Source organism: Rhizobium sp. A22-96, from assembly GCF_053521805.1.
The window spans coordinates 118,320-130,932 of sequence record NZ_JBNWDQ010000010.1; the positions used below are offsets into that span (position 1 = coordinate 118,320).

A 12,613-nucleotide genomic window follows, 5' to 3' on the forward strand; every position below is an offset into this window, starting at 1 on the left:
AAGGTCAGATGGAGATGCTGCAAACGACCGTGAGCTTCGGTAAGCACCTTAGCGAATGGCGCCGCCGGCGAAGGCTTTCTCAACTCGATCTGGCATTGCGGGTAAATGTGTCCGTGCGCCATCTCGGATTCGTGGAATTGGGCCGCGCTGCGCCAAGCCGTGGATTGCTGCTACGCCTGGCAGAGGAGTTGGACATTCCGTTGCGCGAACAAAATGTCTGGCTGGTCGCGGCAGGCTTCGCTCCTGTCTTTCGCGAGACACCGCTTCGCGACGCTTCATTCCAGCTTTTGCTGTCCGCCATCGAGCGCACCATCGAGGCGCACAAGCCGTTTCCCGCATTTGCGATCGATCGGCAGTGGAATGTGGTGGCATCGAATGCCGCCCTTCAGGAATTGTATGAGGGGGTAAGTGCCGAGCTGCTGGAACCGCCCGTCAACGTTATGCGTCTATCGCTCCGTCCCGATGGTCTTGCACCACGAATCCTCAATCTCGACGCATGGGCGGATCATCTTCTGACAAGGCTGCGACGCGAGGTCGAACTGACGGCCGACCCTAGACTGTACGACCTGCTGAAAGAGGCCGAGACGCTGCAAAAGCCATCAAGGAGGCAGGTGCATCCAGACCTCGCATCCGCGCTTGCGATCCCGCTGCGCATTCAAACCAGGCTTGGCCCTTTGTCATTCTTCAGCACGGTCACCGTCTTTGGCACGCCGGTGGATGTGACAGTCTCGGAAATCGCGCTTGAAATGCTCTATCCCGCCGACCGTGAGACCGATGTGGCTGTTAGAGCTGCATCAAGATGCTGAATTCCATACGAAGTTCACCCCATTTTCGATTTCACGGCAGCCGCAAAATTCGAGATAGTCAGGTATTTCATAGATTTATATCCGCCGAACAGAGTTAGCACCAAGTGGAAAACGGTTCAAAGCATGACGAAATTTCACATCCAGAGTGAAGGCAGTGATTGTGGACCTGAAAAGATGAGAAACAACAATCCGTTGGTGCAGAGCCCCTCGACCTGAATTTCGTCAGTATTGGACATCGGTTTTGCTCGCAGGGAAGGACTGATTTCAGCCAAATGTGAACATACTCTGCGTGCTTGCCAATGTCTGTTCCCGACCTCATTGCGATCGTGCGGCTACCGTCGGTGATCGCCTACGATCTGTCGTTGCCCATCTTCCGATGACCCGGCCAAAACCGCAAGATTGGTCGAGCAGGCTATGGCCGATAGTGAATAGATGATGTCGCCACGGAGCAATGGACGATGAAGACAGCGTTTCAAAACTATCATGCCCGGATGCAGCGAGTGCTAGACCATATCGACCGGCATCTTGACGGTAATCTGGACCTTGAAACGGTGAGCCGGGTCGCAGCCTTTTCGAAATTTCATTTCCACCGGCAGTTTACGGCGGTCCTCGGATTGTCCGTGCATCGCTATGTCCAGCTTGCCCGCTTGAAGCGCGCAGCGCACCAGCTGGCCTCCAAGGACGTCCCAAGCGTCACGGACATAGCCATGGATGCCGGTTACGATGCCCCGGATGCCTTTGCCCGCGCCTTTCGGCGACGGTTCGGTCAATCGCCTTCGTCGTTCCGCAAGTCTCCCGATTGGGAGGCGTGGCTCTCGGCCTTCGGGCCTTTGGACAACGCAAGGAGCAAGATCATGCAAATAATTTTCGACCGCGAGGATGTGACTATCCGCGATCTGCCCCCGACGCCGGTGGCGATGATAGAGCATAGGGGCGACCGTGCTACGATCCCCGCTACCAGGCAACGCTTCCTGGCTTGGTCAAAGGCGCACGGATTGGCGCCTGAGACAGGCCGCCCCAGTTTCATGGTTTTCCGGTCAGAAAGGGAGCCCGCAAACCCGGCCGATTACAGCATGGATCTCTGTGTCGGAACCGACCAGGCAATTACGGCGAACGGCGAAGGGGTGAAGGCTGACGTGATACCCGGCGGACGCTACGCAGTGCTGCGCTATCCCAGCAATACAAACAATCTCGAACCCGCTGCACTCTATCTCTATCGCGAATGGCTTCCGACCAGCGGCGAAGAAGCCCGCGACTTCCCACTGTTTTGCAAGCGTTGGCTATCCCCTGTCCCCGAAGCGTCGGCACATGAAGTTGTCGCGGAGCTATTTCTGCCACTGAAATAGCTATCTGGCTGGTGGCTCCTCTGCTCCAGTTACAGGAAGCGGAGGAGCCGCCAGCCAGGTCATTTTGGAGATTTCCAGATCAGTCACGTAATGGCGGCGTTGGGGCCGAAAGGGAGCGACTGCCTCGCGTGTCGGCGAGAGTGATAGCAAGCCGAATGCATTCTCGTTGGCGCCCTGACCATTTGGACCAAACGCCAATACGCCGACATCGGTAAGCTGAACTCAAGCTATCCCTACCAAGCCCGGCGAAGCGCGCAAACGGGCAATGTCGCGCGCCGGCGGTTCTCCGAAGTGACGGCGATATTCACGAGTGAACTGCGAAGGGCTTTCGTACCCCACGCGGAAGGCGGCAGTCGTGACGTCGATGTCCTCGACCAGCATCAGGCTACGTGCGTCCTGAAGCCTTAGCTGCTTCTGGAATTGCAGCGGCGTCATCGCCGTCACGGCGCGAAAATGCTCGTGCAAGCTCGACGGGCTCATGCCAACCTCCGCGGCAAGTCGCTCGATGCTCAACCGTTCCCGGAATTTCTGCCCGATCCACGCGATGGCGCGGCCGACCTGGGCCACCGACCCCTGGCTGGCGGTGATCTGGCGCATCCTGGCGCCGTGCGGGCCGACGAGCAGACGATAGAGAATTTCCTGCTCGATAAGAGGCCCGAGTACGGGCAACGCTGAAGGATCGTCGAGCAGCAGCAGCAGACGCATCGCCGCATCGAGCAAAGTGGCGTCGGCGTCGGACACCGTCTTGCCTATCGGCCGGGAGGGAGCGCTCGGCGGCGCCGGCACGTGCAACGCCAGCTGCCCCAACATGACCGGATCAAAATTGAGGAACAGGCATAGATACGGCTTGTCGGGTGACGCCTCTACCACCTGGCCGGTCACCGGCAGATCGTAAGTCACGATCCCATAACGGCCTGGTGAATATCTGAACACGCAGTCGCCCAGCATTACTTCCTTTTGCCCCTGTGCAACAAGGCACAATTGCGGCCGGTATACGTTCGGCATCGGCATCGTCACCGTGGAGGATCGAGCAAGCGTCATCCGTTCGATCGGGGTGGCATGGAAGCCATCCTTCGAGACGTGTCGGGCCATCGTTTCAGATATCTTGGTCAGCATCTCCATGAACCTGACCATTGCACGCAAGCAGGAGAGCGGCAAGCGAACTCCCGCGGCCTCTGGAGGATTGGGCAGAAATCCCGGCGCATCAGGCTAACGGTTCGACGTCACCGTGCTCCATAGTGTCTGCGACGCCGGGGGTCATAGCAAACCTGGCTGTAGAACCAGTATGGAGCGAACATGACAATCAATTATCTCAAGATCCCCACGGTCGCACTCGGAACTTGGGCCTGGGGCGACAGCGGCAAGACCGGCGACGGTTACTTCGGCAGCCCTCTCACTCAGGCTGACTTGGAAGAGGTCGCAAAAAAGGCGCATGCGGCCGGCTTCACTCTGTGGGATACCGCCATTGTATACGGCATGGGCCGTTCAGAGACAGTCCTCGGGGAGGTACTCAAGCGCCACGCGCGCAGCAACTACCAGCTCTCCACGAAGTTCACACCGCAGGCCGCCGAGGTCAGTGATGATCCAGTTGCGGACATGCTGGAGCAGAGCCTCGCTAATCTGGGTACAGACTACGTCGACCTCTACTGGATTCACAATCCAGCCGACGTGGTGCGGTGGACACCGCACCTGATTGGCTTGCTGAAGAGTGGGAAGGTCAAGCATGTGGGCGTGTCGAATCATAACCTGAGCGAAATCAAGCTCGCCAACCAGATCCTCGGAGAAGCCGGGTTCCGGGTCGAGGCCATCCAGAACCACTATAGTCTCCTCTACCGCGGCTCTGAGCACGCTGGCATCCTAGACTATTGCCACAACCAGAGTATCCCATTCTTTGCCTATATGGTGCTTGAACAAGGTGCTCTGACCGGCAAGTACAATCCGGAGAACCCGCTGCCGGAAGGAAGCAGCCGCGCGAAAGCTTACAATGGAATGCTGCCTCAGCTACAGACGCTCACCGACAAGCTTAACTCGATCGGCCAGAAGCAAGGTGCGGCAGCTCCCGATGTCGCGACGGCGTGGGCCATCGCCAAGGGCACAACGCCGATCATCGGCGTCACCAAGCCCGATCACGTCGACGGTCTGGTCCGAGCCAGAAACATCACGCTCAGCGGCACCGACATTGCAGAGCTGGAAGCGCTAGCTGGCGCCACTAACGTGAATACCCGCGGCTGGTGGGAAAAAGATATGTAAGCTAGAAGCTCGACGGCCCCTAGACTTCGGGGCCGTTCCGACCAATGCCATACGCGGTCATCTCGTTCTGTGGGACGATCGCCTGCCTGCCCGAATTGTACAATTGCTCCAGAATGCGTCCGCCCCGCTCGGCAAATTCCGGATCACCTCGCCGCGTTCGCCCAACGTTTGCTGTAAGAGGGCATTCAATTTCGGAATCTCGTTATGAACATGCGACGATCATCGAGAGGACTAAGCGGTGGTCTTGAAGGAATCGAACCGGCGACGAAATGCGTGATTGGATCGCCGTCCGATAAAAATAAATATGCAGCCCCTCCCCTGGCGACAGCGCTCTTACAAATGGCAATCACTGTGTTCGACGGCAGTCACTCGAGATCGGCATCAATGCGTTCAATCAAACCGTCCGGGTTGATTGCGATCTTCAAAATTCCGATCTCGTGGCCAAAGTCGCCTGTGAAATCGAGTCGAACGACTGCGTTGAAATCGTCCGATTGCTTGAGCGACAGAAGCCTACTCTTCGTCTTGTAGCCAACGAAAAATCGCTCGAGATAGAGGCGAATGCCCTTGGTACCGACGAAGGCGTCACCCACCGAAACGTCGTCGATGACTGCATCGGACGAGAATAGAGACAGCGTGTTCTCGACGTCGAAGGCATTGGCGGCCTGCATGAAGGTATCGACAAGCTTCTGCACTGGCTGCTCCTCACACATCGACAATCGTGGTGTCAGCGATCGTCTCGGCGAAGCCGTTGCCGAACAGCATGGAAGGGGTCTGCAAGCCGGCTTGGGCCTCGCCGGCAAGTACACGCCGCCCAGCCTCGGCGGCAGCCATTGCCGTGAACGTATAGCCGTTGACCGTATCGAGTACCGATCGGACAACTTTACCGTCGGCATCGGTGACCTCGATGACGGCCTGATAACGATTGGCTAAACGCTCCTGCTCGCTTGGCCCGTCCGGAAGTGTTGAGAGATCACCCTGCGGGAAGCCTTCGCCCGTCAGATGGACGAAGGTCGCGATGTTTGGAACATCCGTCGTCCGCCAGATCGTAATGAGATCGGGAAGCGTCACCTGGAAGCAGTCGACTGCACCGCTGCCGAAGTCGAATTTCCGAATGCTTGCAGCAGTAAGGGCAACCAGCTTACCGTCAACGCGCGCCAGGATTTCGGCGGTGACGCTACCCATGGCGCTGACGGCGGAGCCTCGCGACAGACCGCCGGAGACATGCATGGCAACCCGGATGCTCAATGGGTTTTCCGTTCTGGCGGCGGCATGCCCGGCAAGGCAGCCCAGCATCGCCACGCTGCCGCCGCTGCCCGGCAGCATCATGACGCCTGCAGCCCTGGCTTTATCATCGAGCGCTTCAGCCAGCCGGTAGCCATCGAGTTCCGCGGCAACGTCCAGGTAATGGACGCCATTGCGGATACCTGCCGTCATCAGGCGTTCGGCTGTCTTCGCGAACGGACCGGCGCAGTTCAGGAGGACACCAACGCCCTTCAGTGACCGATCGATCACTGCGATGTCTTCGAGCCCGAAGAGCCGATATTCCACGCCAAGGCTTGCCGCGAGCGATGCAAGCGCCGCCTCTGTGCGTCCTGCGAGGATGAGCGGCGTACCCGCGGCCGATGCATGTTCGGCCGCCATGCGACCGGTGTAGCCCGTCGCACCGTAAATCATGAGCTTCTTCATTTAGTGCTGCCATTCCTTGTAAACGAATTCGAGGCTGTAGCCGTCGGGGTCGCGGACCTGAGCCGCGTAGTAGCGAGGATCGTAGTGAAGCTGTGGTCCGGGCGGATGAATTTCCGACGCACCTGCGGCCATCGCCGCCGCAAAGGCGGCATCGACCTCCCGCTTGCCGTCGGCGATGAAACCGACATGAGCGGCGCGCCCTTCGACAACACCTTCGCGCAGCCAGAAGAACAAGCGACCGTTCGCGCCAAAGCCCTTAAGATCGGGATGGCCCGGAGGGCCGTTCTTGCCGTCGTAATCGATCGCATGGACGATACCGAGAGGCTCAAGCGCCCTTTCGTAGAATGCGATTGAGCGATCAATGTCACTGACGGATATGAAGACGTGGTCAAGCATGATGCGCGCTCCTCTGTTTAGATGATGTAGCCGCCCGACACTTCGATGTTCTGGGCGTTGATCCAGCGGTTTTCCTCGCAAAGCAGGTTCGCTATCATACCACCGAGCTCTTCGGGTTCACCAACCCGGCCAAGCGCGGTCTGTCCTGCAAGCATGGCTTCGAATTCATCGTTCAGTCCGCCGCCCAGTTCTGTCCGGATGGCGCCCGGAGCGATGGAGTTTGCCCTGATCCGGCGCTCGCCGAATTCCTTAGCCATGTAGCGTGTCAGAACTTCGAGACCACCCTTGAAGGAAGCGTAGGGGGCAACGCCTGCTGTAGCGACGCGACTGGTCGCGCTGGTGACATTGACGATGTGCCCTCCGTCCTCCATCAGCGGCAGGAGCGTCTGCGTCAAAAAGAACGGACCCTTGAGGTGAACGTTGAACAGGCCGTCGAACTGCTCCTCGGTGACGGTTGATATCGGAGCGTAGAGCCCGTAGCCGGCGTTGTTAATCAGGAAATCGAAGGTCTTCCTGCCCCAGATAGCGGTAAGCCGCGCGGAAACTGCCTCGCGGAACTCGGGAAATGAGCTGCTGTTGCCGACGTTAAGCTTCAGGGCGATGGCCTTGCCACCGATCTTAGAGATAGCCCTCACGACATCTTCCGCCTTCTCGGCATTGCCGTTATAGGTGACGACGACGCCCATGCCGCGCTTGGCGCATTCAAGCGCCGTGCTGGCCCCTATGCCTCGGCTGCTTCCGGTCACAATAACGATCTTCAAATGTCTCTCCTATATGTCTGGTGCGAGACGAGCTTAAGACTGTCGATCGCGAGGCACTCACCCAATCCTCCTCAAAGCTTGCCTATTTCTGCTTTTGCCTTGCGCGCCGGGATCGCCTCTGTCAGGCTCGGATCATGGAACGGCAGCTGCAAGAACTGAGAGCACTGGCCTCAAAGGCTGAGAACAAGCGCACGGAAACAGGCATTCCGCGCATCGCCATGGTTCAGGGCGAAATCCCGGAACACCAGCTCGCCGCAGTCTACGATCCGATGGTCAACCTGATCCTGACGGGATCGAAGACAATGACGGTCGGCGACAGGACCTTCCACTATGACCCCGCCACCTATTTCGTCATGTCCGTGGATCTTCCGGCCATCGGGTCGATCCACCCTGCCGCAACGGGTGAGCCGTATTTGGCGGTCAGCCTGACCCTCGACACCACGATCGTCGCGGCGCTCATCGATGACTTGCCGGCGCAGGTCCGCAGCACTTTGTTCGAATCGGGGTTCTCGGTTGCACCGGTCAATGCCGAGCTTCTCGATGCCTGGATTCGAATGCTGAGGCTGATGGAACGTCCTGACGAGATTGCCGTGCTATCGCCCGCCTACGAGCGTGAGATCCTGTTCCGCGTGCTTCAGGGCCCGCTCGGCTGGATGCTACGGGATATCGCATCGCCGGACACGGCACTCGCCCGTATCAGGGTCGCAATCGGGTGGATCCGTCAAAACTTTGCCCAGCAGATCAGGGTGGAAACATTGGCCGAGATGGCGGCCCTGAGTGTCTCGGCCTTCCACCGTCACTTCAAAGCAGTGACGGCGCTGAGCCCGCTTCAATATCAGAAGAGAGTAAGGCTCCTGCATGCGCGTTCACAGCTGATCGGTGGCCAGGGAAGCGCGACGTCCATTGCCTTCGGTGTCGGTTATGAAAGCCCGAACCAGTTCAGCCGGGAATATGCGCGCCTGTTTGGATCGCCACCGTCAAGAGATCTGGCGAAGGTGACGCGCAATCTCAATGCAGCTTGAGGACACGGTATCCTGTATGGTTGAGCACCGGCCTAGCTAGAGCTGGCTTAAGCCGTGGTCTTGAAGGAACGTGAAGATTGCCCGTCCCCGGCATCGTCCAGCCAACTATAATAACGCTGTTACTGGCTGCATGAAGGCCTGCGCAAATATGCAAAACTCGTTGGACTGCCACTCATCAAAGGCGGCGTCAAAGCTCGAATGCTATCGGCTTGAGCAACTGGATACGTCGCGCGCGTCGTGGGGTCAGGTCGACTGTGTCGTCACGGCAGCGGATCGAAGAAAAGGTAGACGGCGGCAATCTTTCCGTCCCGCGCAATGATGAAATCGGTGCCGGCATATTCCGGCGCTTCCCCCGGACGGCCTGAGACCCATTTGATCCGGCCGCCGTCGCCAACGATTTCCGGTTCGGCGATAGGTCGATACTGAAAGTCAGGATGAGTGGCCTTGATATCGCCGGCGACCTGGTCGATGGCCGTATGTCCGCGAAACACGCCCCCGGCGGGATCGTAGAAGACAGCATCCTCATGGAACACTTCCTCGAGCGTTGCGCGCCGGCGGAGAGGATCGATTTCGCCAAAAACGTCACTGAGGTTGCGAAGAAGCAAAGTCTGAATGCTATGAGGCATGCGAGCACTCCTATTCAAAACGGACTAGAATTTCGACCTGTCAGAGATGCGCGGCTTTGGCCGTCGCGAAGCTGTCTTCAAGCATGAGGAAGCGTGTGATCTTCCCGTCCGCAATCGTCAGAATGATCGCGTAGGCCTGTTCGATCGTCTTGCCTGTTTTCTTGATACGCGAAGCAAGCTCGCCAAAAATGATGGCGCGCTCTTCGCTGGCCAGCACATCATGTACTTCAAATCGAACTCTCTCGATCATCTGGCTCGCGTCGCGCAAGAAGTCGACGATGGCACTGTTTCCCGTTTTGTGACCGATCCAGGGAAGCACACCAGTTTCGCCGGGGATGTTCCAGTCCAGATCGGCACTGAACAGCTGGACGATCTGCTCGTGCGGAGCGCCCTCGCCGAGCTTGGCCAGGAACAGCTGGGCGATCTCAAGATTGTCTTTGATACTCATAACGGAGATTCCTTTGAAAAAATGATTGGACTTGCGAGCGGGGACGATCAGATCTGCGTCATGCCGCCATCGACGACGACCTCGGCGCCGGTCATGTAGCTGGCATCGTCGGACGCAAGGAACGACATGACTTTTGCCATCTCGTCGGCGCTTGCCGCTCGGCCCAGTGGCGTGCGCTCGGCCACCTCCACCAGATATCGCTCGATATCCTGGTCGCTCATGCCAAGTTCAGACTTGTAGGCAGGTGTCACCACCGTGCCGGGCGCGATGAGGTTCACCCGAATATCCCGGCCCTTGAGATCGGAGGCCCAGGTGCGCACGAAAGAGCGGAGCGCGGCCTTGGTCGCTGCATAGACGCCGAATGCCGGCGTGCCCTGATTGCCCGCAATCGAGCCTGTCACCACAATGGCGCTGCCCTCGCCCATCAGGGGCAAAGCCTTCTGCACGGTGAACAGCGTTCCCCTGACGTTGATGCCGAAATACTTGTCCACCTGCGCCTCCGTGATCGTGCCAAGCGCGGCAAATTCGCCGCCGCCCGCATTGGCAAACAGGATGTCCAGGCGCCCATGCGCCCTTTGGATGGTGGTCATGATGCGATCCAGGTCGGCCACAACGGATACGTCGCCTTGAATCGCGGTGACGCCATCGCCGATGTCAGCCGTCGCTTTGTCCAGCTCGGCCTGGCGACGGCCCGTGATGTAAACCGTCGCTCCCTCGCGCACGAGACGCTTGGCCGTTGCCAAACCAATGCCGGAACTACCGCCGGTGATCAGGGCGATTTTACCGGCGTGCTTGGTGGTGTGAAGATTGGTGAGGTCTGAAATCTGCATGAGAGAACTCCGTAAGGCGGTACAGGCCGCGTGATGAAGTTCAATTTATTCCTTATCAATTTCGGGATAAACTAGGCCTTTGTGGTTACTTTATCCACATGTGGAAATAACGACCAACCCTAAGGGAGAGTAGTTTGGATCACCTGCAGGCCATTCGCGCCTTCGCACGCGTCGTCGAGACCGGCGGCTTCAATCGGGCTGCTCAATCGCTGCAGATACCGAATGCCACGCTGAGCAAGTCGATCCAGTTGCTGGAAAAGCATCTGAAGGTGAAGCTGCTTGAGCGCAGCACACGACGGGTCACCGTGACCAGCGACGGCGTGGCATATTATGAACGCACAAAACATCTTCTGGCGGAACTGGACGAAATAGAGGCCACCCTCGGACGGGCGCGAACAAATCCACGTGGTCGGCTGCGAGTGGACATCGGCGGCTCGACCGCCAGCGGCCTGCTGATCCCCGCTTTGCCTGAGTTTTGCGCGCGTTATCCGGATATTCAGCTGCAGATCGGCGTCACCGATCGCACGGTGGATGTGATCGGCGAAAACGTCGATTGCGCAATTCGCAGCACCGCCGAGGATGGTGCGTTAATTTCCCGCAAGATCGGGTCGCTGGCTTGGGCGACATGTGCCACTCCGGCCTATTTGGCGCGTCATGGCATACCCACTCATCCCCAGCAGATCATCGACGAGGATTTTCCTGTTGTCGGCTATTTCTCGGCGCATAGCGGAGTTGTGCAGCCGATGCATTTCCTCGATCACGGCAAGCCGCTCGAGATCAATCCTCGATGCAATGTCATGGTCAACGAAAGCAATGCCCACCTCGCCGCGGCATTGACCGGCATCGGCTTGGTGCATACCCTTGATTTCATGGTACGGCCAGCCATCGAACGCGGCGATCTCGGCATTGTCCTCGAGGCCTGGCAACCAAAGCCCTTGGATGTGTTCATCGCTTATGCACCAAGCCGCCAGCTCAGCACCAAAGTTCGAGTTTTTGTGGACTGGGTGACACAGCTCTACAAGAACATCCCAGGCCCGCCAAAGAACTCATAGCCCATGGGAAGCCTTGACGATAAGGGACGTAGTCGGCCGCCCAGCGGAATAGCAGCTTGTGGAACTCGCCGAGGCACCCTGAGCGACAGGAATGAACATCCTAAGCGGGAATCATTTCCGGTGTGGGGCCTGGAGCAGTCGGGCCGCTATGAAACGAAAAGGCGCGAACAGCGGACTTTTCTTACAAGTCCGCTGTTCGCAAATCCAGACGGTTGGACGAGTAGACGCGCCGCGTCTCGATTTAGCTGCTAGGTGGTTCCCACGACGCGTCCGACGCAGAGGCGTGTGGTCTCCGTCATACTTGATCCGTCCGGGGGCTTATGCCTTGGCGGCGTTCTGCCCTGCCTCGAAGACGTCGCGTGCGGACGTCGTACCCGCTATATGCTCCGTACCCACGACGCCGAGGCTCATCCATCCTGCATTCACGGCCTCAAACATTTCTTCGGCAGGTCCGGTGCGGCCCTTCGGGATACCGAATTGCTCGAACGCTTCCGCCCAACTTGCACGCGGGACTGCAAAGGCTTTCACGTCGAGTTTCAGGACTTCACCCAACTGCGCCGCGACTTCATCCGCGCTGACCATCGAACCAAGCTCGATCATGCGCTGCCCTGACCACGCCGGCCCGGTCAAAAGGGTCGCAACCTCCGCGCCGATGTCGTTCGTCGCGACCATGGTCGATTTCCGATCTGTCGGATTATAGTAGACCGGTAGCCTTCCGCCCTGGGCTACCTGCAAGCCGTAGAGGAAGTTTTCGAAGAAACCGCCTGCGCGCACAAATGCGGTTGGCGATATCAGGTCACGAAACCCTTGCTCCAGAAGCGACAAGGCCGTGATCATCCCGAGCCCGCTAGTTCTGTTCGCACCCATCGACGAAAGTGCTACTACCCGCGGCGGCGCTGCCTTGGTGAGCGCCTCGACATAGTTCGCAATCACGCCTTTTGCTTCTTTGTAATCAGGCGAGGGCGCCCATACGGAAGGCAACATAACGAACGCACCTTCAACGCCTTTGAGCGCCTGCTCGATGGCTGCCGTATCATTCCAATCGCCGTCTACCAATTCGACGCCCTGGTCCGCCCAATGAACTGCCTTTTCGCGATTACGGACGAGCGCGCGTACTTTCTCGCCTTGCGCCAACAGATGTTGTGCTGTTGCACCACCGACTTTTCCGGTAATTCCCATGACTAAAAACATGCGTTTTCTCCTGATTTTTAGGGACAGAACAATGCCCCTGTTCGTTCAACGGATGAGCGGCAAAATGGCCCGGATACGGGGATCGCGCAGATAGAGGCCGCCCCATGTCATCGCGCCCAGAGCCAAGGAAATGAGTTCCGGCAGCGACCCCAACTCACCAATGCGGACATGAGCGCAGATCGCCCCTCCCAGAAAGCCA

14 protein-coding genes and 1 pseudogene are annotated in these 12,613 nt (G+C 58.4%); 5 read left to right on the plus strand and 10 right to left on the minus strand.

The features are described from left to right. Nucleotides 1-14 precede the first annotated feature (14 nt). Together ACQZ6F_RS32295 and ACQZ6F_RS32300 are read left to right on the plus strand one after the other, a co-directional pair. Nucleotides 15-806, plus strand: coding sequence for a helix-turn-helix domain-containing protein (locus ACQZ6F_RS32295; RefSeq protein WP_449096228.1), 792 nt, complete (start codon nucleotides 15-17; stop codon nucleotides 804-806). Nucleotides 807-1,264: 458 nt separating this feature from the next. Next, nucleotides 1,265-2,152 (plus strand): AraC family transcriptional regulator, encoded by an 888-nt coding sequence (locus tag ACQZ6F_RS32300; protein ID WP_449096153.1) that lies wholly within the window; start codon nucleotides 1,265-1,267, stop codon nucleotides 2,150-2,152. 222 nt (nucleotides 2,153-2,374) lie between these two features. On the opposite strand, the gene ACQZ6F_RS32305 is transcribed toward ACQZ6F_RS32300, so the two are convergent. Next, nucleotides 2,375-3,274 (minus strand): AraC family transcriptional regulator, encoded by a 900-nt coding sequence (locus ACQZ6F_RS32305; RefSeq protein WP_449096152.1) that lies wholly within the window; start codon nucleotides 3,272-3,274, stop codon nucleotides 2,375-2,377. 174 nt (nucleotides 3,275-3,448) lie between these two features. On the opposite strand from ACQZ6F_RS32305, the gene ACQZ6F_RS32310 reads away from it, so the two are divergent. Continuing rightward, entirely contained in the window at nucleotides 3,449-4,402 is a 954-nt protein-coding gene (locus tag ACQZ6F_RS32310; RefSeq protein WP_449096151.1) for an aldo/keto reductase, read from the plus strand. 365 nt (nucleotides 4,403-4,767) lie between these two features. On the opposite strand, the gene ACQZ6F_RS32315 is transcribed toward ACQZ6F_RS32310, so the two are convergent. Genes ACQZ6F_RS32315 through ACQZ6F_RS32330 form a run of 4 tightly spaced genes read right to left on the minus strand, consistent with a single transcriptional unit; the run spans nucleotide 4,768 to nucleotide 7,245 of the window. Then, the gene (locus ACQZ6F_RS32315; RefSeq protein WP_077472881.1) at nucleotides 4,768-5,094 is read right to left on the minus strand and encodes a nuclear transport factor 2 family protein; all 327 of its coding nucleotides are present in this window, start codon (nucleotides 5,092-5,094) and stop codon (nucleotides 4,768-4,770) included. A 10-nt stretch (nucleotides 5,095-5,104) separates the two neighbouring features. Continuing rightward, nucleotides 5,105-6,088, minus strand: a complete 984-nt coding sequence (locus ACQZ6F_RS32320; protein WP_449096150.1) for a saccharopine dehydrogenase NADP-binding domain-containing protein — start codon at nucleotides 6,086-6,088, stop codon at nucleotides 5,105-5,107. After that, nucleotides 6,089-6,484 (minus strand): VOC family protein, encoded by a 396-nt coding sequence (locus ACQZ6F_RS32325; protein ID WP_077472883.1) that lies wholly within the window; start codon nucleotides 6,482-6,484, stop codon nucleotides 6,089-6,091. It abuts the gene before it with no gap. 17 nt (nucleotides 6,485-6,501) lie between these two features. After that, the gene (locus ACQZ6F_RS32330; RefSeq protein WP_174073041.1) at nucleotides 6,502-7,245 is read right to left on the minus strand and encodes an SDR family NAD(P)-dependent oxidoreductase; all 744 of its coding nucleotides are present in this window, start codon (nucleotides 7,243-7,245) and stop codon (nucleotides 6,502-6,504) included. A gap of 134 nt (nucleotides 7,246-7,379) precedes the next feature. Here ACQZ6F_RS32330 and ACQZ6F_RS32335 point away from each other — a divergent pair, with 134 nt between their 5' ends. Beyond that, nucleotides 7,380-8,267, plus strand: coding sequence for an AraC family transcriptional regulator N-terminal domain-containing protein (locus tag ACQZ6F_RS32335; RefSeq protein WP_449096149.1), 888 nt, complete (start codon nucleotides 7,380-7,382; stop codon nucleotides 8,265-8,267). A 260-nt stretch (nucleotides 8,268-8,527) separates the two neighbouring features. Here ACQZ6F_RS32335 and ACQZ6F_RS32340 read toward each other — a convergent pair whose 3' ends face one another. The 3 genes from ACQZ6F_RS32340 to ACQZ6F_RS32350 are packed head-to-tail and all read right to left on the minus strand — an operon-like array spanning nucleotide 8,528 to nucleotide 10,171. Continuing rightward, nucleotides 8,528-8,893, minus strand: coding sequence for a nuclear transport factor 2 family protein (locus ACQZ6F_RS32340; protein WP_077472886.1), 366 nt, complete (start codon nucleotides 8,891-8,893; stop codon nucleotides 8,528-8,530). 40 nt (nucleotides 8,894-8,933) lie between these two features. After that, complete coding sequence (locus ACQZ6F_RS32345; RefSeq protein WP_449096148.1) at nucleotides 8,934-9,341, minus strand: nuclear transport factor 2 family protein; 408 nt, start codon at nucleotides 9,339-9,341, stop codon at nucleotides 8,934-8,936. Nucleotides 9,342-9,388: 47 nt separating this feature from the next. Beyond that, nucleotides 9,389-10,171, minus strand: coding sequence for an SDR family NAD(P)-dependent oxidoreductase (locus tag ACQZ6F_RS32350; RefSeq protein ID WP_449096147.1), 783 nt, complete (start codon nucleotides 10,169-10,171; stop codon nucleotides 9,389-9,391). A gap of 134 nt (nucleotides 10,172-10,305) precedes the next feature. On the opposite strand from ACQZ6F_RS32350, the gene ACQZ6F_RS32355 reads away from it, so the two are divergent. Further along, nucleotides 10,306-11,223, plus strand: coding sequence for a LysR substrate-binding domain-containing protein (locus ACQZ6F_RS32355; protein ID WP_449096146.1), 918 nt, complete (start codon nucleotides 10,306-10,308; stop codon nucleotides 11,221-11,223). Nucleotides 11,224-11,541: 318 nt separating this feature from the next. On the opposite strand, the gene ACQZ6F_RS32360 is transcribed toward ACQZ6F_RS32355, so the two are convergent. Further along, nucleotides 11,542-12,414, minus strand: a complete 873-nt coding sequence (locus ACQZ6F_RS32360; RefSeq protein ID WP_449096145.1) for an NmrA family NAD(P)-binding protein — start codon at nucleotides 12,412-12,414, stop codon at nucleotides 11,542-11,544. 45 nt (nucleotides 12,415-12,459) lie between these two features. Beyond that, a pseudogene (locus ACQZ6F_RS32365) lies at nucleotides 12,460-12,613 on the minus strand (DoxX family protein); the annotation flags it as partial.

Bases quoted from the DNA above. Each gene is read 5' to 3' on its own strand.
- ACQZ6F_RS32295 (WP_449096228.1), top strand. From the start codon at position 15: ATGCTGCAAACGACCGTGAGCTTCGGTAAGCACCTTAGCGAATGGCGC.
- ACQZ6F_RS32300 (WP_449096153.1), top strand. From the start codon at position 1,265: ATGAAGACAGCGTTTCAAAACTATCATGCCCGGATGCAGCGAGTGCTA.
- ACQZ6F_RS32305 (WP_449096152.1), bottom strand. From the start codon at position 3,274: ATGGAGATGCTGACCAAGATATCTGAAACGATGGCCCGACACGTCTCG.
- ACQZ6F_RS32310 (WP_449096151.1), top strand. From the start codon at position 3,449: ATGACAATCAATTATCTCAAGATCCCCACGGTCGCACTCGGAACTTGG.
- ACQZ6F_RS32320 (WP_449096150.1), bottom strand. From the start codon at position 6,088: ATGAAGAAGCTCATGATTTACGGTGCGACGGGCTACACCGGTCGCATG.
- ACQZ6F_RS32325 (WP_077472883.1), bottom strand. From the start codon at position 6,484: ATGCTTGACCACGTCTTCATATCCGTCAGTGACATTGATCGCTCAATC.
- ACQZ6F_RS32335 (WP_449096149.1), top strand. From the start codon at position 7,380: ATGGAACGGCAGCTGCAAGAACTGAGAGCACTGGCCTCAAAGGCTGAG.
- ACQZ6F_RS32340 (WP_077472886.1), bottom strand. From the start codon at position 8,893: ATGCCTCATAGCATTCAGACTTTGCTTCTTCGCAACCTCAGTGACGTT.
- ACQZ6F_RS32345 (WP_449096148.1), bottom strand. From the start codon at position 9,341: ATGAGTATCAAAGACAATCTTGAGATCGCCCAGCTGTTCCTGGCCAAG.
- ACQZ6F_RS32350 (WP_449096147.1), bottom strand. From the start codon at position 10,171: ATGCAGATTTCAGACCTCACCAATCTTCACACCACCAAGCACGCCGGT.
- ACQZ6F_RS32360 (WP_449096145.1), bottom strand. From the start codon at position 12,414: ATGTTTTTAGTCATGGGAATTACCGGAAAAGTCGGTGGTGCAACAGCA.